The 18,415-nt window shown below is 42.1% G+C and carries 17 protein-coding genes; 6 read left to right on the top strand and 11 right to left on the bottom strand.

Annotated elements, in window-relative coordinates; all coding sequences use genetic code 11:
* The first annotated feature begins 41 nt into the window (after window positions 1-41).
* Window positions 42-128 (top strand): DUF4351 domain-containing protein, encoded by an 87-nt coding sequence (locus ACM0OT_RS10095; RefSeq protein WP_414564243.1) that lies wholly within the window; start codon window positions 42-44, stop codon window positions 126-128.
* 38 nt (window positions 129-166) lie between these two features.
* Here the strand turns inward: ACM0OT_RS10095 and ACM0OT_RS10090 are convergent, their stop codons facing one another.
* The 6 genes from ACM0OT_RS10090 to ACM0OT_RS10065 are packed head-to-tail and all read right to left on the bottom strand — an operon-like array spanning window position 167 to window position 2,217.
* Window positions 167-607, bottom strand: coding sequence for a type II toxin-antitoxin system VapC family toxin (locus tag ACM0OT_RS10090; protein ID WP_414564231.1), 441 nt, complete (start codon window positions 605-607; stop codon window positions 167-169).
* Window positions 604-921 (bottom strand): type II toxin-antitoxin system HicB family antitoxin, encoded by a 318-nt coding sequence (locus ACM0OT_RS10085; protein ID WP_414564230.1) that lies wholly within the window; start codon window positions 919-921, stop codon window positions 604-606. Before ACM0OT_RS10085 ends, ACM0OT_RS10090 begins: the two co-directional genes overlap by 4 nt.
* Window positions 922-964: 43 nt before the next feature.
* Window positions 965-1,168, bottom strand: a complete 204-nt coding sequence (locus ACM0OT_RS10080; RefSeq protein WP_414564229.1) for a hypothetical protein — start codon at window positions 1,166-1,168, stop codon at window positions 965-967.
* On the bottom strand, window positions 1,156-1,359 hold the full coding sequence (locus ACM0OT_RS10075; RefSeq protein ID WP_414564228.1) for a hypothetical protein: 204 nt from the start codon (window positions 1,357-1,359) through the stop codon (window positions 1,156-1,158). Before ACM0OT_RS10075 ends, ACM0OT_RS10080 begins: the two co-directional genes overlap by 13 nt.
* Window positions 1,344-1,619, bottom strand: coding sequence for a hypothetical protein (locus ACM0OT_RS10070; RefSeq protein ID WP_414564227.1), 276 nt, complete (start codon window positions 1,617-1,619; stop codon window positions 1,344-1,346). Before ACM0OT_RS10070 ends, ACM0OT_RS10075 begins: the two co-directional genes overlap by 16 nt.
* A gap of 52 nt (window positions 1,620-1,671) precedes the next feature.
* A complete protein-coding gene (locus tag ACM0OT_RS10065) occupies window positions 1,672-2,217 on the bottom strand; it encodes an NADPH-dependent FMN reductase (RefSeq protein ID WP_414564226.1) in 546 nt (181 codons plus the stop codon).
* 393 nt (window positions 2,218-2,610) lie between these two features.
* Between ACM0OT_RS10065 and ftsH the strand changes: the two genes are divergently transcribed.
* Window positions 2,611-4,479, top strand: a complete 1,869-nt coding sequence (gene ftsH / locus ACM0OT_RS10060) for an ATP-dependent zinc metalloprotease FtsH (protein WP_414564225.1) — start codon at window positions 2,611-2,613, stop codon at window positions 4,477-4,479.
* Between the two features lie 188 nt (window positions 4,480-4,667).
* Here the strand turns inward: ftsH and ACM0OT_RS10055 are convergent, their stop codons facing one another.
* Window positions 4,668-5,288: a M23 family metallopeptidase gene (locus ACM0OT_RS10055; RefSeq protein WP_414564224.1), complete on the bottom strand. Its 621-nt coding sequence runs from the start codon at window positions 5,286-5,288 to the stop codon at window positions 4,668-4,670.
* A 351-nt stretch (window positions 5,289-5,639) separates the two neighbouring features.
* Here ACM0OT_RS10055 and ACM0OT_RS10050 point away from each other — a divergent pair, with 351 nt between their 5' ends.
* Window positions 5,640-6,026 carry a hypothetical protein gene (locus ACM0OT_RS10050; protein WP_414542152.1) on the top strand — a complete coding sequence of 129 codons (387 nt, stop codon included), beginning with the start codon at window positions 5,640-5,642 and terminating at the stop codon, window positions 6,024-6,026.
* Window positions 6,027-6,290: 264 nt separating this feature from the next.
* Here the strand turns inward: ACM0OT_RS10050 and ACM0OT_RS10045 are convergent, their stop codons facing one another.
* Window positions 6,291-6,482 (bottom strand): hypothetical protein, encoded by a 192-nt coding sequence (locus ACM0OT_RS10045; RefSeq protein ID WP_414542153.1) that lies wholly within the window; start codon window positions 6,480-6,482, stop codon window positions 6,291-6,293.
* A gap of 644 nt (window positions 6,483-7,126) precedes the next feature.
* Between ACM0OT_RS10045 and ACM0OT_RS10040 the strand changes: the two genes are divergently transcribed.
* Complete coding sequence (locus tag ACM0OT_RS10040; protein WP_414564223.1) at window positions 7,127-9,655, top strand: sugar phosphate nucleotidyltransferase; 2,529 nt, start codon at window positions 7,127-7,129, stop codon at window positions 9,653-9,655.
* A 22-nt stretch (window positions 9,656-9,677) separates the two neighbouring features.
* Here ACM0OT_RS10040 and ACM0OT_RS10035 read toward each other — a convergent pair whose 3' ends face one another.
* The 3 genes from ACM0OT_RS10035 to ACM0OT_RS10025 all read right to left on the bottom strand — a co-directional run bounded on the left by ACM0OT_RS10035 (window position 9,678) and on the right by ACM0OT_RS10025 (window position 13,539).
* On the bottom strand, window positions 9,678-12,146 hold the full coding sequence (locus ACM0OT_RS10035; protein ID WP_414564222.1) for a DUF3769 domain-containing protein: 2,469 nt from the start codon (window positions 12,144-12,146) through the stop codon (window positions 9,678-9,680).
* A gap of 162 nt (window positions 12,147-12,308) precedes the next feature.
* On the bottom strand, window positions 12,309-12,425 hold the full coding sequence (locus ACM0OT_RS10030; RefSeq protein ID WP_280652617.1) for a photosystem II reaction center protein I: 117 nt from the start codon (window positions 12,423-12,425) through the stop codon (window positions 12,309-12,311).
* Between the two features lie 427 nt (window positions 12,426-12,852).
* Window positions 12,853-13,539: an acyltransferase gene (locus ACM0OT_RS10025; RefSeq protein ID WP_414564221.1), complete on the bottom strand. Its 687-nt coding sequence runs from the start codon at window positions 13,537-13,539 to the stop codon at window positions 12,853-12,855.
* A gap of 1,392 nt (window positions 13,540-14,931) precedes the next feature.
* Between ACM0OT_RS10025 and ACM0OT_RS10020 the strand changes: the two genes are divergently transcribed.
* Together ACM0OT_RS10020 and glgP are read left to right on the top strand one after the other, a co-directional pair.
* Window positions 14,932-15,246 (top strand): hypothetical protein, encoded by a 315-nt coding sequence (locus ACM0OT_RS10020; protein ID WP_414564220.1) that lies wholly within the window; start codon window positions 14,932-14,934, stop codon window positions 15,244-15,246.
* Window positions 15,247-15,830: 584 nt separating this feature from the next.
* A complete protein-coding gene (gene glgP, locus ACM0OT_RS10015; protein ID WP_414564219.1) occupies window positions 15,831-18,395 on the top strand; it encodes an alpha-glucan family phosphorylase in 2,565 nt (854 codons plus the stop codon).
* Window positions 18,396-18,415: the final 20 nt, after the last annotated feature.

Genomic DNA, 18,415 nt, shown 5'->3' with positions numbered 1-18,415 from the left:
TGTCTTGGCTAATTTGTCAAGCTCACTCTATACCAAATTAGATGAGCTTACCCTGTCTAGGAGAAGCATTACTAGACTTTTCTAATGTTGCTGATTTAGAAACTTGGTTAAACCAACAACAAAGATAAATCATCATCAGCAGTCAAACTTTAAATTGTAGGGTGTGTTACGGTTGTGAAAGGATTTGGAAGTGTGAGCCAATGATATCTAGCCGTAACGCACCATTATCATGAATTTTGGAAAATATCACTCCTCTGGGGTTCTTAATTAGTTCGGAAATGATGTTTGTGTCTAACAAGTATAAATTTGATAAAGTTGGATTTTCTGTTAGCAATCGCTGAAACATCTTACCTGCTGTTTGATCAAAATCCAACACTCTCACCCGTTTAAACAAAGTAACTGTCAGGCTCAACTTACCATATAACCGCACAATATCTTCAACGTCCCGCGCTGCATTGATTCGCACTACCCAACCATTAAACAATTCCTGAACTGTCACAATAGAAATTGCTACCTCTGAACCTACCTCAACCACTCGGCGGCTTACCTGTGGATGTCGTTCTAATAGTAACGAAACATGATCTGTATCTAATACCCAAAGGCTCATACGGTATTGTTTATATCTAATTCACGCTCATCACGCAGTTCCTGCGCTAGTTCTGCAAACTCTTTATCTCCCTCAAACATCCCAATAAAGTCTGTCCAGGGATTATTTGCTACTTCTAGCATCAGCACTTCCATATTTGCCAGTTTAGCCTTAACTTGCTCCTGTAAAGATGCGATCGCAATTTCACGGGTTTCAGCTTCCACCATACAATCAGGTAACTCTGGAACTGACGCGATAAAATATCCCGACTCAGCTTGTTTAACTAGAACATGAAGAGACAGCTTATTTAAACTTGTGACAGTTAGAGGATTCATAAATACTAGTGTTAGGTTCTCTGTCCTCATCATAATGCTTCTATTAACCGGCATTTTTCCCCGCTATTTCATCATTCCCCTTATCCCCAATCTGCGTCACCGTCTCTGGTAAGTCAGCATTTAAAATGCGTTCACTCAACCTTGCTAAAATTGCTTGGCGTAACTGCTGTTCATCGGGTAATTCTGCCAGAATTTTATCAACAATCTTCTCAACCTGTGACTCTCTCCCATGATCTACCCATACCACCAGTTGTCATCTTCTTGACGGTGAATCCCTGTTTCCTCTAACAGAGAGTAATACATACTCACTTCCGGGCCATATCCTTCTAACCCTAATCTTTCTTCATACTGGTGTTCCAACATCGCCTGAATCAGTTCGCGTCTAGCTTTCGCCCCTTGGGAGGTTAAATCGCGGCGGTTGATTAATTCATTCCACAAAATAGTACTGCGATGGTAAGTGCGAGTTCACTACTAGTTAAAAATGTGAATAAAGAACGGTCATTTTGAACATACTTTTGACAGAGACTTGGTAACACCAACGCCGATAAGGGATGTAGTGGATAAACTTTTTTGATAACTTGATCTGTAACTTCTTCATCAACAATTATTGATTCTAAATACCTACTCCACTCCTCAGAATAAGTATTAATAGCACTCATAATATTATCTGCTGCTGATGAATGTAGAGACATAGCCATACTACATCCCTACAATAATTCTAAAAGACGCATATTTAATTTTGGGAGATATTTAATTAACTCCTCGCAACTTGCGGGTATTATCAACTAAACTCTGTGCAAAACCATCAAACCTTTGAGAAAGCTTTTCATCCAGCAATTTCCCTTCAGGACTAAAAGCGCCCCAAGCTTGACCAATGGCAATTTGCTCTGGTATCACCCAGCCGTGTACCCACCTGACAATCAGCCTTAATTCATTTAGTGCATTGCTATTAGACTGACCTCCTAATACACTCAGAACTCCTGTCACCTTACCGGATAGTTCTTCAAAACTCATCAAATCCAGAGTATTTTTTAGAACACCGCTAACACCGCCATGATATTCTGGTGTAGCTAAAATTAAGCCATCGGCAGCACTAACGGTATCACGTAGCCGTTGAACGTCCGGGTATTCTGGATACTCTTTTCCACCGTGGCAAAATGGCAAATGCATCTGTCGCAAATCTAAAATTTCTACCTCTGCACCCAAAGCTTCTACACGTTGTGCTGCTACTTGCAAAGCTAGCTGGGTGTAGGATTCGGGTCTTAAACTACCACCAAGTCCAACAATTTTCACCATAATTCACCCATCAACTTAATAATTGGCTGCTACTACTCATAATACTTGAAAGGCGTACTCATTACGAGTATGTTTATTTAGATTATACTTAGATATAAACGATTTATATCCTGTTAGTCAAATCAGATGCTCAATGAAAATTTGCTCCTCAGAGCTTTTTGTCAAGGAACAGTTAAATAAAGCTATAGGTCATTAAGCTGAATCTGTACCTGATTGACACCCCGCTCTACTAGCCTACTTCTAGACTGGTAAATGGGAGGAACTGGGGAATAGCTTTGTGTAGAAGTTAAACTAGATTAGAAAATAGTGTTTTCCAGTTATAGCAATTTTTGCTAGAAGAATAGGCATAAATCCAGCGCTCAGCTGATGCCAAGCAGACAAAAGGTAATTATTATGAAAAATTTCGGAAAAAAGGCATTGATAAAACAGAAATCAGCCGCCCTGGCAGCGAGTTTACTGATATTGCCAGGTATTTTTGTGGGTACTCCAGCCTTGGCTCAAAGAGCAGAGCGCGAATCCCTATCCTACAGTGAATTGCTTGAGAAAACTGAGCAAGGACAAGTTCAAAGAGTTGAGTTGGACGACACTGAACAGATAGCCAACGTTTATCTCAAGGGACAAAAGCCAGATACACCGCCAATAAGAGTAGATATTCTAAATCAAAACCCTGAGTTAATTAACGCTCTGAGGGAACAAAATGTTGATTTTGGGCAGGTTTCCTCTGCCAATAGCAGAGTTGCAGTGGGTTTATTGATCAACCTGATGTGGATTTTACCACTGGTGGCTTTAATGTTATTGTTTCTGCGGCGCTCTACCAATGCTTCTAACCAAGCCATGAATTTTGGCAAATCTAGAGCGCGCTTTCAAATGGAGGCAAAAACTGGAGTTAAGTTTGACGATGTAGCTGGTGTAGAAGAAGCCAAAGAAGAACTAGGGGAGGTTGTTACTTTTTTGAAACAGCCAGAAAGATTTACGGCTGTAGGCGCCCGCATTCCCAAAGGTGTATTGTTAATCGGCCCTCCGGGAACTGGTAAAACTTTACTAGCAAAAGCGATCGCCGGGGAAGCAGGTGTTCCTTTCTTTAGTATTTCCGGTTCGGAATTTGTGGAAATGTTCGTGGGTGTAGGTGCATCCCGTGTGCGTGACTTGTTTAAGAAAGCCAAAGACAGTGCGCCATGCTTAATATTTATCGATGAAATCGATGCTGTAGGACGACAACGGGGTGCTGGTATTGGTGGTGGTAACGACGAGAGAGAGCAAACCCTCAACCAACTACTCACCGAAATGGATGGTTTTGAAGGTAATACAGGTATTATCATTATCGCTGCCACCAACCGCCCAGATGTACTAGATTCAGCATTGCTCAGACCTGGACGCTTTGACCGACAAGTGATTGTTGATGCACCGGATCTCAAAGGGCGATTAGAAATATTGAAAGTCCACTCACGCAATAAGAAAATTGATCCCAGTGTATCGCTAGATGCGATCGCTCGACGCACTCCTGGTTTTACGGGCGCAGATTTAGCCAATTTACTCAATGAAGCGGCGATTCTTACCGCCAGAAGACGCAAAGAAGCCATGACCATCCTAGAAGTTGATAACGCAGTGGATCGGGTCGTCGCTGGTATGGAAGGTACTGCTTTGGTAGATAGCAAAAATAAACGCCTGATTGCCTATCATGAAGTGGGACACGCCTTAATCGGCACATTACTAAAAGGTCATGACCCAGTACAGAAAGTTACACTCATCCCACGGGGTCAAGCATTAGGATTAACTTGGTTTACTCCCAACGAAGAACAAGGATTAATTTCGCGTTCTCAAATCATCGCTAGAATTACTGCCACTTTAGGTGGTCGTGCTGCTGAAGAAATTGTTTTCGGTAAGCCAGAAGTAACCACAGGTGCAGGGAATGATCTGCAACAAGTTACCGGAATGGCACGACAAATGGTAACAAGATTTGGGATGTCTGATTTAGGGCCCTTATCCCTAGAAAATCAGAGCAGCGAGGTATTTTTGGGGCGTGATTGGATGAATAAATCAGACTATTCTGAAGAAATTGCTGCCAAAATTGATGCCAAAGTCCGAGAAATTATCAACGATTGCTACATAAAAGCAAAAGAACTGTTGCAAGAAAACCGCATAGTTTTTGAGCATTTAGTAGATTTGTTAACAGACCAGGAGACCATCGAGGGCGAACGATTCCGCGAAATTGTTGCTGAATACATTCAAGTCACAGATGAAACATTGGTTGTGTCTCATTAGGATGTGATGAGGGGATAAGGGATCAGGCTTTTTTAATAGCAGAAAGTCTTTCCCCAGTCCCTAAAAAAAATCCCCTAGTACATCAGCTAGGGGATTGAGTGAATAATTCTCTAATTAGGATGTTATTGTTCAATTACCATAGCAAGATTTTCATCCGTATATATGCCAATATGGCAATAAAAAAGGTTTCAACTAACTCGTTGCTTAGAAAACATTTCTCTAAGAACTAATGCCGGGTCTACATAATCATTGGCATACCTGATCTCCCAATGAAGATGAGGGCCGGTAGTGCGTCCAGTCATCCCTACTCGTCCTATTCTGGCACCAGTAGGTATTTGTTGACCTTCCCAAATTTGAACGCCACCTGGACCATCAATCACATAAGAACGACCTGATGCAGCTTCTACGTGTCCTTCCATGTGACAATAAGTATGTTGCCATGGCCCTGATTTAATCACTATACGAGTGCCGCAGGCGTCGCGATCGCTCACTCTCACTACCGTACCTCCCCACCAATTACGAATATAACTACCTTGTGGGGCGGCCAGGTCTAAGCCTCTGTGAAATTCCACATTAGAGCCACCAGTTGCCGAACGGCGATAGCCAAAAGGTGATGTGTAAGCTTGAAAATTTTCTACAGGAAAAGAAGCATCTGACCAACTACCATTTCTCGCCAATGTGTTTGATTGTGCTTCTCTGGCTGTAACGGCTTCTGGTTGAGGCACTATAGCGATTAAACTGACAATACTCAATCCTAATATAAATAGAATGACTTGAGGAAATACTAATTTATGTAGCCATTTACCCATCGTAATTTTGCTTAAAAAATATTTACATTTTTAGTGGAATAGCATACGATATTAGGCTTGAAAATGTCAAATTTCGTTTCTGATGTTTTGTGTATATCATGAATATATTGTTTAAATTAATACATTCATTAAAAGTCGGCATTCTATAAAATACATGCCTATGGAGAATCTAATTATAGTAATGTACCGTATGAATATATACTCAAAATCAGTGAAAACAAAATTTCGTGGCTAAGGCTCACCAAAATAGAGTTGCTAAATAAACGAAATCCTGCTAAGTTTTATGCTTAAAATTGCTTAAAAGGTCAACTTTACAGATCAATGTTGACCATTTGCAGGACGCCCCAAGCTATGCTGACTGAAATTTTCCCTTTCCGTTTTGAGTTAGACACCATCGCCATCGCCGGAGCAAGCGTGTGGTCATTAGCGCTATATCTCGCCTTTTCTCCAGTCAGTGAATGGGTGATTGAGCAGCTAAATCGCTGGTTTAACTTTGCCGAGCGATCGCTCTACACCAGCCAGACAGAATTTGAAAAGACACGTAAAGCCAGAGAATCCCAAAATGCTTTTTACGCTGCACTTTTTAGCATCATACCGTTTCTTGTAGTTGGCTCTTTATGCAACTGGGGCGTAGAAATTAGCTTGGGGCGCAGCTGGGCCATCAGCGTCGGTATACTCGCTTGTATTAGTTCCGGTATTTATGAACTGGGACGCAGAGATGGACAGTCTTTGGATTAGGGGCAAAATTTTGGCGTTGATTGGCGACAGGAATTAAAAAGATAGATTTTTAGCGAATTTGCCTGGTAGTTGCTCATGGGGAGCCACCGCATAGCAGAGGTTTCCTCCGTTGTCGCAACTTTCATCGGCTTTGCCGACTTATAGCCAGTGGCGTGGAAACCCCAAAACCGCGCTACCCTGTTTTTGCGCGAAAAAATCATCCGATTAATCAACAATGCCTCAAAACTCAAAAGATGGAAATGTTGATTGACAAGGTAGCAGTCCTTAACCCTTTAAGGCCTTCCTAAAATTACGTCGATATGATTTATTAGCAATAAATAAAGCTGGCCACAGCAACGATAAACCAAGGCGATTGGGTAAACTTTGACTAAAATTAGTCCGTTCAAACCCACTCCAAAACTTCCAAATACCACCTACATAAACCACGAGTAAGCCAAAAACAATAAAATTAGTCATTCCCCTCAACTCCCTTAGTAACTATAACTGTGAGAATTTAAGTCAAGTCTAACCCCTACGATCTAACTCTAGATGAATTTGCCAATGCCATTACGCAAGACACGCCCTAGTACTCTAAAGTATAAAATCCTTTTGACTTTTGAACACCAGTTGCTACAAGTCGGGGAACGCACTGGCTCCTTTTGACTGCCGTGCAGCGGTACTAGCCTCATCACCTATTGCCACAATAAAACATAGGCACAAAAAAGACCAATTAAAAAACAAAATGTAAAAGGATTGTTCTTTTTCTCCATATTACTTTTTCCTTGATCCTAGTTGCCTTAAAGCTTTCAGGAAATATCAATCAGTAGCCTGGAATACCAGAGTGAGTGGTGAAAGTGTTGTTAATATATCCCAGTATGGACTAATGCCCAGTTGTCCTTTAAGCATAGCTATGACCACGTGGCTCATACAAACCTCAGCGCTTTTTCAATTGTCTCTGAACACATAGGTGAAAGTGATGAGTAAACTTGCTTATTTCTCAGCAGATGCTTCTTGTGGAAGTTACTCAAATATGAATATCCATAGGAGACTAAAGAAAGACAATACAACTGACTCTCACAGGTACCAAAGCAGCCAATGCTGCAAATAGCTAAGGAGGATTTATGCGTGCAGTGCTGATGGCAGGCGGTTCGGGAACACGGCTGCGACCACTAACTTGTGATCTACCCAAACCGATGGTGCCCATCCTCAATCGACCAATAGCCGAACATATAATTAATCTACTCAAACGACATCAAATTACAGAAGTCATTGCCACATTACATTATCTCCCAGATGTCCTGCGAGATTACTTTCAAGATGGTAGCGACTTTGGCGTCCAGATGACCTACGCCGTCGAAGAAGATCAACCCCTAGGGACAGCGGGCTGTGTAAAAAACATTGCCGAACTCCTTGATGAAACATTTTTAGTCATTAGTGGCGATAGCATCACAGATTTTGACCTCACAGCAGCAATTGAATTTCACAAACAAAAACGCTCAAAAGCCACGCTAATTTTAACCAGAGTTCCTAACCCCATTGAATTTGGAGTGGTGATTACTGATGAGCAAGGACATATTAGCCGCTTTTTAGAAAAACCTTCCGCCAGTGAAATTTTTTCTGACACCGTCAACACTGGTACTTACATTCTCGAACCAGAAGTTTTAGAGTATCTGCCCTCTCATACCGAAAGCGACTTTTCCAAAGACTTATTTCCTTTACTGCTGGCTAAAGGTGAACCTATTTATGGTTACATTGCCCAGGGTTACTGGTGCGATGTCGGGCATTTAGATGCTTATAGGGAAGCTCAATATGACGCTTTAGATCGGAAAGTAAAACTTGACTTTGCTTATCAAGAAGTTTCCCCCAATTTATGGGTAGGACAAAATACTTTTATTGACTCCTCAGCCCATATTGAAACTCCAGCAGTGATTGGTGATAATTGCCGCATCGGTGCCAGAGTTCAAATTGAAGGGGGAACTATCATTGGCGATAATGTCACCATTGGTGCTGATGCCAATCTCAAGCGGCCGATTTTGTGGAATGGGTCAATTATTGGAGATGAAGCCCATTTGAGCGCCTGTGTGATTTCCCGTGGTACGCGTGTAGATCGTCGCGCTCATGTTTTAGAAGCGGCTGTGGTGGGTTCGCTTTCCACTATCGGCGAAGAAGCCCAAATTAGTCCCAATGTGCGGGTTTGGCCCAGCAAAAAAATTGAATCAGGTGCCATTCTCAACATTAACTTGATTTGGGGTAACACCGCCCAAAGAAATTTATTTGGGCAACGTGGTGTCCAAGGATTAGCTAATATTGACATTACTCCAGAATTTGCTGTGAAGTTGGGAGCCGCTTATGGTTCGACTTTGAAGCCTGGTTCTAAAGTCACAGTTTCCCGTGACCAACGGAATATTTCGCGCATGGTCACTCGGTCATTAATTGCGGGTTTGATGTCAGTAGGTATTGATATTCAAAACCTCGATGCTACAGCTATTCCCATCGCCCGGACAGTGATCCCCACAATGTCGGTGGCTGGTGGTATTCATGTGCGAGTACACCCAGATCGTCCAGACTATATCCTGATTGAATTCATGGATGCCAAGGGGATTAACATTACCAAAGCCCTAGAAAAGAAAATTGAAGGAGCTTACTTTAAAGAAGATATGCGGCGATCGCAAATTCATGAAGTTGGCGATGTCTCTTATCCTAGTCAAGTCATGGAACGTTATTGTACGGCTTTTGAAAAGCTGTTAAACGTTGATACTCTCCGCAACAGTCGGGCAAAAGTGGTAATTGACTACGTTTATGCTGTGTCTGGGGCAGTTTTACCGCTGATGTTAGATAAGTTTGGGGCTGATGCGGTAGTACTGAATGCCAGTGTGAATAAGTCAGCGATGTCAGTTACTGATCGTGAAGGGTTGCTAACTCAACTAGGTCATGTAGTGGAGGCGTTGAAAGCTAACTTTGGTGTCCAAGTATCAGCTAATGGGGAACAACTAATTTTAGTTGATGAATCAGGCTTCGCCATTCGGGGGGAAATTTTAACAGCACTGATGGTGGATATGATATTAACATCCAACCCCAGAGGCACAGTAGTTGTCCCGGTTCACGCTTCCAGTGCAGTAGAACAAGTCGCCCGTCGTCATGATGGTAGAGTCATTCGTACCAAAGCTAATCCCACAGCTTTAATGGAAGCTTGTCAAAAAAACACTAATGTGGTCTTAGGCGGTAGTGGCGAGACTGGTTTTATTTTCCCACACCTGCATCCAGGGTTTGACTCGATGTTCTGCATAGCCAAGCTGATTGAAATGCTAACTATTCAAGAGCGATCGCTAGCTACTGCGCGTTCAGAGTTGCCTCGAGTAATTCACAAAGCTTACACAATCCGTTGTCCTTGGACAGCTAAGGGGGCATTAATGCGTTACTTGGTGGAAACTCACCCAGCCCAAAACCTCGAGTTAATTGATGGGGTGAAAATTTGCCAACCCTATGATGACAGTTGGCTGTTGGTTTTACCAGATGCCAGCGAGCCTTTAGTGCATTTGTATGCCAATAGTAACGATCGCGATTGGGTGGATGAAACTGTGAGAAACTACCGCACCCGTGTACAAACGTTTGTGGAAAGACAACAAGAACATCAGCCGGCAGAAGTTTAATTGGAGATTGGGTAATTACGAATTAATTTTCCTGTCGTACACCATCGACAACTGGCTTAACTTGGTCACGGGAGAAGGGATCAGTACCACCAACCCAGTTAAAATCACTAATGCGGATGCTAAAACCGCCTAATTCCAGTACTGGGTTATAACGCAAAGTTAGACCATAGGTGCGACGGCTATATTCCAAAATATAGTCGGTGCTAGTTTCTCTGCCAGTGTCCAAGTTAATTGCTGTTTGAAAGCCTAGGCGAAATGGCCCATAAATTTGCTGTGAAATGCCAGCACTCAGCACTTTGTTATCTACAGAACGATCAAACAAAAAGGGTGATAATCCACTATTTAAGCCCTGGGAATAACTGACATTGAAAGCGGTGTAGTCTAAATAAGGTCGAGAAAAATGACCAAACTGTCCAATTAAGCCAACTGTGCCAGTAATGGTATTTTGATTCTCGCCGTTAGAGTAGTAACTTGTAGTACCTGTGAGACTGGCAATTGTTTGCACGTAAGGTACTACAGGATTGGGTGTGTATCTTAATCCTTCAGTAGCTGTAGGTGGTAATGGCTGACCTTGCCATAGTAAAAACCCCCTACTGAGGGTAGCACTACCTTGTAAACGTCCTAAAGAGATGCGATTGTTTGTTCTGTCTGGTTCTAGCAAGTCTAGGCGGTCAGTGTTGGCATTGATATATTGGGCGCCTGCTTGATAGCGGAGGTTGACGCCACTGTCACCTACAGGAATGTTCGGGGAACTGACTAGACCACCAATACTACTTTGGACAGTTTGAAAACCTAAACTGTCATTAAAAAAGCGATCGCGGTAGCTATATTCTAAAGTCAATATGTGAGGATTAACATCGCTCAATTCCTGGCGCATTTGCAAGTTAGCCCGGAAATTATTCTCTATTGTGCTTAAATCCAAACTAGTTAATTCTCCAAAACCCTGGAGTGTAGTTCGGGGGCTAAAAACGGAATTGACCCTAGCTGTCAAACCAAACAACGAAGGTAAATCACCAGTACCTTCTTCTACAGCTTTTTGCACGAACAACTGAGGCGTGATCCGCAATTGTGTCTGTTCGTTATCTATGGGGCTAAATCCTCGTTCTACAAATAAACCACCCCGCCGATCACCATCAAAACCAGGAGAAACTATAAATGGTGAGGTATCCCGTTCTAAACGGTCAATGGTTTGTCTATCTACGGGAATAGGTAACGATATCCTTTGGTCAAAGACTAAACGCTGTCCCTGTGTGGTGATGCTTTCCACTAGAGGTGACTCCCGAACAGAAGTTACTCTTGATGCTCGTAGTTCTAATTCTGGCGGTGAAAACGGGTCATTGGTGATTCGCACATCTTCTGCTTGCCAACCACGGGGATAAAACTCGATCCGTTGCGCTTCAAACCGTAGCCGCCTTACTTGACCTCCGGCTGCTGGTTGTGGGAGATTGCTGGCTCCTTGACCACCTGTTGTAAAGTCAATTCCCCCTGGACTGCTGACACCAGTTAATGGCTGATTGCGTCTAATGCGATCGCTCAGTGGTTGGCGGGGTACTCCTCCGGCGGTGACATCAGTAGGGTCAAAAGCCAAGTCTGTTTGCGCTGAGGGCACAAAAATTTCCCCACTGCCGTTTTCTAGTTCACCGCTGTCTTGAATAAAATTATAAGTAAAGCGTTGTCCTCGCAATACTTGATCTCCCCGTGTTAAAGCTACGTTGCCTTCTCCCACGGCGATTAAGTTGTCTAAATTTACTTGCAGGCGATCGGCATCCACCACTGCACCATCAAATCTTACTACCACATTACCTTCAGCCGTGATAATTCGCCGTTGTTCGTCATACTCCTGCCTATCTGAGACGACTTCCACAATTCTTTCTCTGGCTGGCGACGTCGGTGCAGGCTGTTGTGCTTGTTGAGTGGGTGACTTAAATTCGATGGTGGAATTGCCAGATTTGAACTCTAGAGTATTTTGTACTGGTTGAGAACTAGGCACATAATCGGGATCTTCTACCCTCAAATCGATAGTTTCTGGAGACTGTTGTGCCGGACTATCATTTGCCTGGGCTGGTGGGGGCGCTGTTTGGGCTAAGACTGGCCCCTGAAATGTGGAACTAGGTGTCTCCATTTGCCCCATAGAATAACCAACTGCCTGGGGTTGTCCCAAATTTGCGGCACTTTTAGAAACCGTGAGGGGAGAAAATTCCGCAGGGAAGGTTTCTGGGGTATTGGGTGTAGCTAAAGTTTGGGCAGATACTAAGTTATCCCTAACGGCGTTAAGGGGTGGTGACACATCCAAAGAATCTTCGGCATCCCCCGCAGGAGAAGTTTGGGGACTTTCTTGTGGTGATGGGAATGTTTCTTGATGGGCTTGGGTATGAGTAGTAACTTCTCCCACTGAGGGAAACTGGTTTTCACTGACAGATGGCAGAGAACTTACTGTTTGTACTGATTCAACAATGGGAACTGGTGTAGGCGGCAGAACTGGATGAAGCATATCTGGGCAAATCAAGCTAAAAAATAGCCAATTGATAGCCGGAAGGATGAATTACACCTTTCCCTTCCGACTTTTGCTGTCTGCCTACATGTAGTCAGCTGCCAAGAGAAGGAGGTTTGGTGTTTTCCGTCTTCCGGCAGTTGTGGATGATTTGTCGTAATCTTACTCTGAATCCCGACGTCCGGGGTTACGAGCAGGATCATTGGACAAGAATCCGAAGACGAAGATAGCCACGAAGAAGGCAACAACAATATAAACAGCGATTTTTAAAGTCACCATAGAAATATCTCCAAAGGGTGTGAGAAAAAAGCTTCTCTCTCAGTATCTGCCATGCAGAAAAGATAGCTACTTTATATTACCGAAATCTCGACCCTTTTTGAGATGACTCTGATGAGAGTAAAGAACTACGTCACACGACTTCAGCAAAATCATGAGAGAACAAACCGCAAAGAAGACAAAGAACACAAAGAAATAAGAGTTTTAGAGGGTTCTGGTTAAGTCCTAGTTGCTACAAGTTCCTGAGGATAATGCCGTAAGTTTGGTTATTATCCATTGGTGTAGTTAGTCTGACTGGTCGATGCCCCTAAGTTGTTGTTGACTGGTTACTCTTGTGACGTTGACTTATAGCAGAAGTTTCTTCCCACTATTTTCTTTCTCTACAGTCTGCCATCTCTCATCGCCAAACCGCAAGCCAAACTGTCCTGATTTAGGATGCTACCAAATTTTTAACTCGGCTTTTGATGACTCTCGCAGGCGCACCTACGGCTATAGAGTAGGGAGGAATATCTTTATTGACAATTGATCCTGCACCAATAACACTGCCTTTACCAATAGTGACGCCATCCAATACCGTTACTCCATGACCTAGCCAACAGTCATCTTCAATGACAATTCCCTTACGAGTGACGCCTTGGTATTTCATGGGTGTTGTCGTGTCGGCAAATTTGTGGTTATTGGCATATATTCCTGTATGAGAGGCTATCATGCAGTGCTTACCAATTTTGATATCTCCAGGCCCGGCAATACAAACATGAGGGGCGATAAAGGTTTCATCATCAATATATATGCAAGTATCTTCTAAACATCCAATCTCAACGTAGCGCTCAATTGCCACTCCATTTCCCAAATAAAGTTTATTATTCTCATGTCCTTGGGCATCCATACGGACACCTTTAAAAATATATACGCTATTGCCCATCTCAATAGCAGAAGTTCCCATAAATTCCACATCGTTTTGGATATAAATTGCACTACCCATGCGCCCAAAAATTTGACGATATACTAGATTGCGTAGTTTTGGGCCTAAGAGAATTGTCGGAATATCACCTAAGCAAGTGGTGATAAATAATTCTTGGAATCTTTGCCATTTGGAAGAGTATCGCTTGTTATTCATGATTAAATAGCTCTCACATCAAGTTTTGTGGTCAGTCTTGGAGATGTAGGTGTTAAGAAGAGATTGTTTCTTCTGGTAGTGCCAATAAACCTGATATGTTTAAAGTGAGGAAATTACTGTGCAATTACACAATAATTTTCCCTATTTATTCAATAATCTGTTAAGCCGCTCAAAAACTAATTGCTAGATTTTAATAAGTACGGCATTTTAGTAATTTCCACACGATAGTAGAAGTTGATAAATAGAAAAGCTACTGAGAATTGTGGTCACTGCGAAAATCATTATGCCAATGTTAATTTAATAAATTAACCTAAGAAAATATACAGGCAATAATTAAAGATTCACAGCACAAAAACTCAGAATATTAAATTGCATTATTGGTTTTTTTAGAGCCAATTTGACTTTATTTAGCGACTTTGCACAAACGATAAAAAAACTATCACATAGTTATTCGTATTCAAGTTGTTTTTTATCAAGTCAATTAATTTGGCTTTTTTAATAACCAGATGCAACATATTTGCACAACATCGTTGCTTTTTTGGTTACAGGGGTTAGTGAAAATTTGACAGAGAGTCAACTTATGGAAATGGAACTCTACTGTGCTGTAATTTTTAGTGTTATTGTTATTTAAGCAAATCAATCTTAGGGTGGAGTGTCACCCACTTCAGCCATCACATTAAAGTTTACCATCGGTGCAAACAAGTAAGCGCTTCCACGACTACAATGACGACTTTCTTGCAACGAATTTCTAGAGTATACTGCGCTAATCATGTTGCAAACCGATGAATTACAGAGGAAGAAAATCACAATTCTAAATCACATGCAAAATTTTTCGTGATAGTTGTTTTTAAGGTTAACATACTTTCTTTCTCTTGGAACACTTTTAGGAAGTAAGTTTTTTTATTTTTGATTATCAATAATATTTTGAAATTAAAGTAACATTATCAGTTACGTATTCGTTACTAAATAATATTTTCATACCTATATAAAAAAATACATTTTATTTGAGTTTAATTGATAGAATTTATGACCCACACTAGATAAATTACTGGTGTACCACTAAGAGCGATAGGCGTAAAACCCTAGCGGGCATAGCTGCGCTTACCGCGGTAGCGTGCTGGAGGCTCTAGCCATGCCCTCCGGGCTTATCGCTTGATTCAAAAAACTTGCTACATTTCTTTAAATAGGACAAATTTCTATATGAGATGTCTATTTTACCCCTAAGATAACTGACCTATAAGGCACAATTTGTAAATCACCCTATGAGATGAGCCAAATGGGTGATGCGCCCTTGATCCTATCCATTATAAATTGTGGACACATTATAGATATACGTGCTATCCAACATTAAATCTACACGGCAAAAGCTCATTCACACACTTGCTTAAAATTATGGTTTCCATTAAAGAAATTGTGCAACAGGCTTTAACCTCTGGCTCTTTCAGTGTTGTCGCCCAAGACCAGATAGAAATGTTACTGCAAGATAGTTACGACTCAGATGACTTAGATGCATTTATCATCTTGCAGCGAGCTGTCGTAGCTGGTCATGTTAAACAAGAATCAAACACGCCAAAAACTTTTCTTGCATCTTATAGTAAAGATTCAGCATCTAATATTAAATTAGCTTATCAATTAGCAGCAGAGATGGCTTTTGCCGCAGCGGTAGCTTTAAGTATACCTCAAAATTCTCATACCAATTTATTCTAGGCGTATAATCATTATATTAATACATTCATATTTGCTCAATTTGCTAAGTCAATGGGCATATTTCATTTGTGTGTTTACAGAGAAACAATTAGACGCAGTATATCTCCAAATAGCTCAAAATATAGCAACAATTAATACTTTATTTTAGTAATTTTTTACTCTGGCGATCGCTGATGACAAAATTAACTCATTTCTCACCCTAACAAAAGCTGTTATGGTGGATCTTACAAGGAAATTTTGTAGCAAAAATGACAATCAATCCAGAGGATATTTGTCAAGTATCGAGTGAGATTAATATTTTCTTCCTGAAAAAAGGGTGAATGAGAATTTATTTATATTTATTTAAGTATTTTTTACCGGACAATAATTAAATTTTACTATACTAAGTAAATACTTGAGGGAAGCGCATAGACTTAGAAATGCCCTTAGTGTAAACTTTAGCAGCGATGGTAAGAATAATTTTCCATGCTTAACAAAGTCATCGCAATTTTACAAAAGCGGTAGCAAGAATTGGCAACATTGGGTAAAGACAGTAATAAAGACAATTAAGCATCACCAAATTAAACTTGGAGTTTTAGCAACCTATGCAGCCAATTCGTACATTTAACGTTTCACCTTCATTACCGCAGCGCCTCGAACCACTGCGGCGATTAGCATATAACTTGCACTGGGATTGGAACGTTGAGTCTAAAGATTTATTTCGGCGCTTAGATCCCGACCTGTGGGAATCTAGCCGTCACAATCCAGTGTTAATGCTGGGAACAATCAGTCAGGCGCGACTTTTAGAAGTGGTCGAAGATGAAGGCTTTCTGGCGCAAATGGATCGAGCTAACCGCCAGTTAGAAGATTATTTACAAGAACGCACCTGGTATCAGAAACAACGTAGCCACAAGCCTAAAGAATGCTACGCCTATTTTTCCGCTGAATTTGGGCTGGTAGATTGTTTACCCGTCTATTCTGGTGGCTTGGGTGTTCTGGCTGGGGATCACCTGAAATCTGCTAGTGATTTGGGGTTACCTTTGGTGGGTGTGGGTTTGCTGTATCAGCAAGGATATTTTGCTCAGTATCTCAATGCCGATGGTTGGCAGCAAGAACGCTACCCAATCAACGATTTTTATAATATGCCTCTGCACCTAGAGCGCAATCCTGATGGTTCAGAACTGAGGATTGCAGTAGATTATCCAGGACGCAAGGTTTATGCCAGAGTTTGGCGTGTACAAGTGGGAACAGTGCCACTGTATATGTTAGACACCAACATCGAACCCAATAACCCTTATGACCACGACATCACCGACCAGCTGTATGGTGGTGATATCGATATGCGAATCCACCAGGAAATTATGCTGGGGATCGGTGGCGTGCAGATGTTGAAAGCTTTGGGTTATAACGTCACCGCTTACCATATGAATGAAGGTCATGCAGGATTTTCGGCTTTAGAGCGTATCCGCATCCTGATTCAAGAAGAAGGATTGAATTATACCCAAGCCAAACAGGTGGTGGCTTCCAGCAATATCTTTACCACCCACACCCCAGTTCCAGCGGGAATTGATTTGTTTTCTCCAGACAAAGTAATGTACTACCTGGGGTACTATGCAGAAATCTTTGGTTTGCCCAAGGAGCAATTTTTAGGACTGGGACGGGAAAATACTGGTGATTTATCTGCACCTTTTAGTATGGCGGTGTTGGCCTTGAAGATGGCAACATTTTCTAATGGTGTGGCTCAGTTGCACGGTGTAGTATCACGGCAAATGTTCCAGGGTTTATGGAAAAAGGTACCAGTGGAAGAAGTACCCATTGCTGCCATTACCAATGGTGTTCACGCCCGGAGTTGCGTAGCGAAATCAACTCAAGAGTTATACGATCGCTACTTAGGGCCCAATTGGTCATCGTCACCACCAGATAGCCCGTTATGGGAGCGCATGGATGCGATCCCCGACGAAGAGTTGTGGCGCAATCACGAACGCTGCCGCTTAGACATGATTTTATATGTCCGGGATCATTTAGTGAAGCATTTACGCGATCGCGGTGCTTCCGCTTCAGAAATTGACCAAGCCCAAGAAGTTCTTGATCCCCACGTTTTAACTATTGGTTTTGCCCGGCGTTTTGCTACCTACAAACGCGCTACTCTTTGGATGCGCGATTTGGAACGCATCAAGCGGATTTTGCTAGGCAACAAACACCGCAAAGTGCAATTTGTAATTGCTGGTAAGGCTCACCCCAAGGACATCCCCGGTAAAGAATTGATCCGCGACATCAATCACTTTATCCGCGAACACCACTTAGAAAAACAGGTAGTGTTTGTTCCCAACTACGATATTCATATCGCTCGGTTGATGGTAGCTGGTTGTGATATTTGGTTAAACACACCACGTCGTCCACGGGAAGCCTCCGGAACCAGTGGGATGAAAGCAGCCATGAATGGATTGCCAAATTTAAGTGTTTTAGATGGCTGGTGGGATGAAGCTGATTATGTCCGCACCGGTTGGGCCATTGGACATGGTGAAAATTACGATGATCCCAATTATCAAGACGAAATAGAAGCTAACGCTCTGTATGAGTTGTTAGAGAAAGAAGTTGTACCTTTGTTTTACGATCATCAAGATAATGATGGTTTACCAAGGGCGTGGGTAGCCAAAATGAAAGATGCAATTCGCTTGAATTGTCCTTTCTTTAATACAGCCCGGATGGTAGGAGAATATGCCCAACGAGCTTATTTCCCAGCAAGCGATCGCTATCATATTCTGACTACCGATAACTATGCTCCAGCTAAGGAATTAGCGCATTGGAAGGATAAACTGAGCGACCACTGGTTTAATATCAAAATCAAAGACATTGATATATCGGCAGATGCAGATATTGAAGTTAACCAAACCGTTGCTGTCAAAGCCAAGGTTGATTTAGCAACTTTGAGAAATGATGATGTGCGGGTGGAATTATACCAAGGTGCCATTGATGCTAATGGTGATATTGTCCATGCTGTGCCAGTAGTCATGGATTACCAAGGACAGGATACACAAGGGTTAAGCATTTACACCTCTAACATCACCTACACGGCCTCTGGTTTGCAAGGTTTGTCTTTGCGTGTGTTACCGCAACATCAACACTTGTCTAGTCCTTATGAGCCGAGGTTGATTGCTTGGGCAGAATAATTGTCAGGGAGTAGGGAGTA

Source organism: Anabaena sp. CCY 9613 (assembly GCF_963920895.1).
Classification (GTDB): domain Bacteria; phylum Cyanobacteriota; class Cyanobacteriia; order Cyanobacteriales; family Nostocaceae; genus Cyanocohniella.
The sequence above is the reverse complement of the archived record's forward strand: the minus strand, read 5'-3'. Positions and strand labels throughout refer to the sequence as shown.

What these genes read in the sequence shown, in the direction of transcription:
- ACM0OT_RS10095 (WP_414564243.1), top strand. Translation starts at nt 42, where the DNA reads ATGAGCTTACCCTGTCTAGGAGAAGCATTACTAGACTTTTCTAATGTT.
- ACM0OT_RS10090 (WP_414564231.1), bottom strand. Translation starts at nt 607, where the DNA reads ATGAGCCTTTGGGTATTAGATACAGATCATGTTTCGTTACTATTAGAA.
- ACM0OT_RS10085 (WP_414564230.1), bottom strand. Translation starts at nt 921, where the DNA reads ATGAATCCTCTAACTGTCACAAGTTTAAATAAGCTGTCTCTTCATGTT.
- ACM0OT_RS10070 (WP_414564227.1), bottom strand. Translation starts at nt 1,619, where the DNA reads ATGGCTATGTCTCTACATTCATCAGCAGCAGATAATATTATGAGTGCT.
- ACM0OT_RS10065 (WP_414564226.1), bottom strand. Translation starts at nt 2,217, where the DNA reads ATGGTGAAAATTGTTGGACTTGGTGGTAGTTTAAGACCCGAATCCTAC.
- ftsH (WP_414564225.1), top strand. Translation starts at nt 2,611, where the DNA reads ATGAAAAATTTCGGAAAAAAGGCATTGATAAAACAGAAATCAGCCGCC.
- ACM0OT_RS10055 (WP_414564224.1), bottom strand. Translation starts at nt 5,288, where the DNA reads ATGGGTAAATGGCTACATAAATTAGTATTTCCTCAAGTCATTCTATTT.
- ACM0OT_RS10050 (WP_414542152.1), top strand. Translation starts at nt 5,640, where the DNA reads ATGCTGACTGAAATTTTCCCTTTCCGTTTTGAGTTAGACACCATCGCC.
- ACM0OT_RS10045 (WP_414542153.1), bottom strand. Translation starts at nt 6,482, where the DNA reads ATGACTAATTTTATTGTTTTTGGCTTACTCGTGGTTTATGTAGGTGGT.
- ACM0OT_RS10040 (WP_414564223.1), top strand. Translation starts at nt 7,127, where the DNA reads ATGCGTGCAGTGCTGATGGCAGGCGGTTCGGGAACACGGCTGCGACCA.
- ACM0OT_RS10035 (WP_414564222.1), bottom strand. Translation starts at nt 12,146, where the DNA reads ATGCTTCATCCAGTTCTGCCGCCTACACCAGTTCCCATTGTTGAATCA.
- ACM0OT_RS10030 (WP_280652617.1), bottom strand. Translation starts at nt 12,425, where the DNA reads ATGGTGACTTTAAAAATCGCTGTTTATATTGTTGTTGCCTTCTTCGTG.
- ACM0OT_RS10025 (WP_414564221.1), bottom strand. Translation starts at nt 13,539, where the DNA reads ATGAATAACAAGCGATACTCTTCCAAATGGCAAAGATTCCAAGAATTA.
- ACM0OT_RS10020 (WP_414564220.1), top strand. Translation starts at nt 14,932, where the DNA reads ATGGTTTCCATTAAAGAAATTGTGCAACAGGCTTTAACCTCTGGCTCT.
- glgP (WP_414564219.1), top strand. Translation starts at nt 15,831, where the DNA reads ATGCAGCCAATTCGTACATTTAACGTTTCACCTTCATTACCGCAGCGC.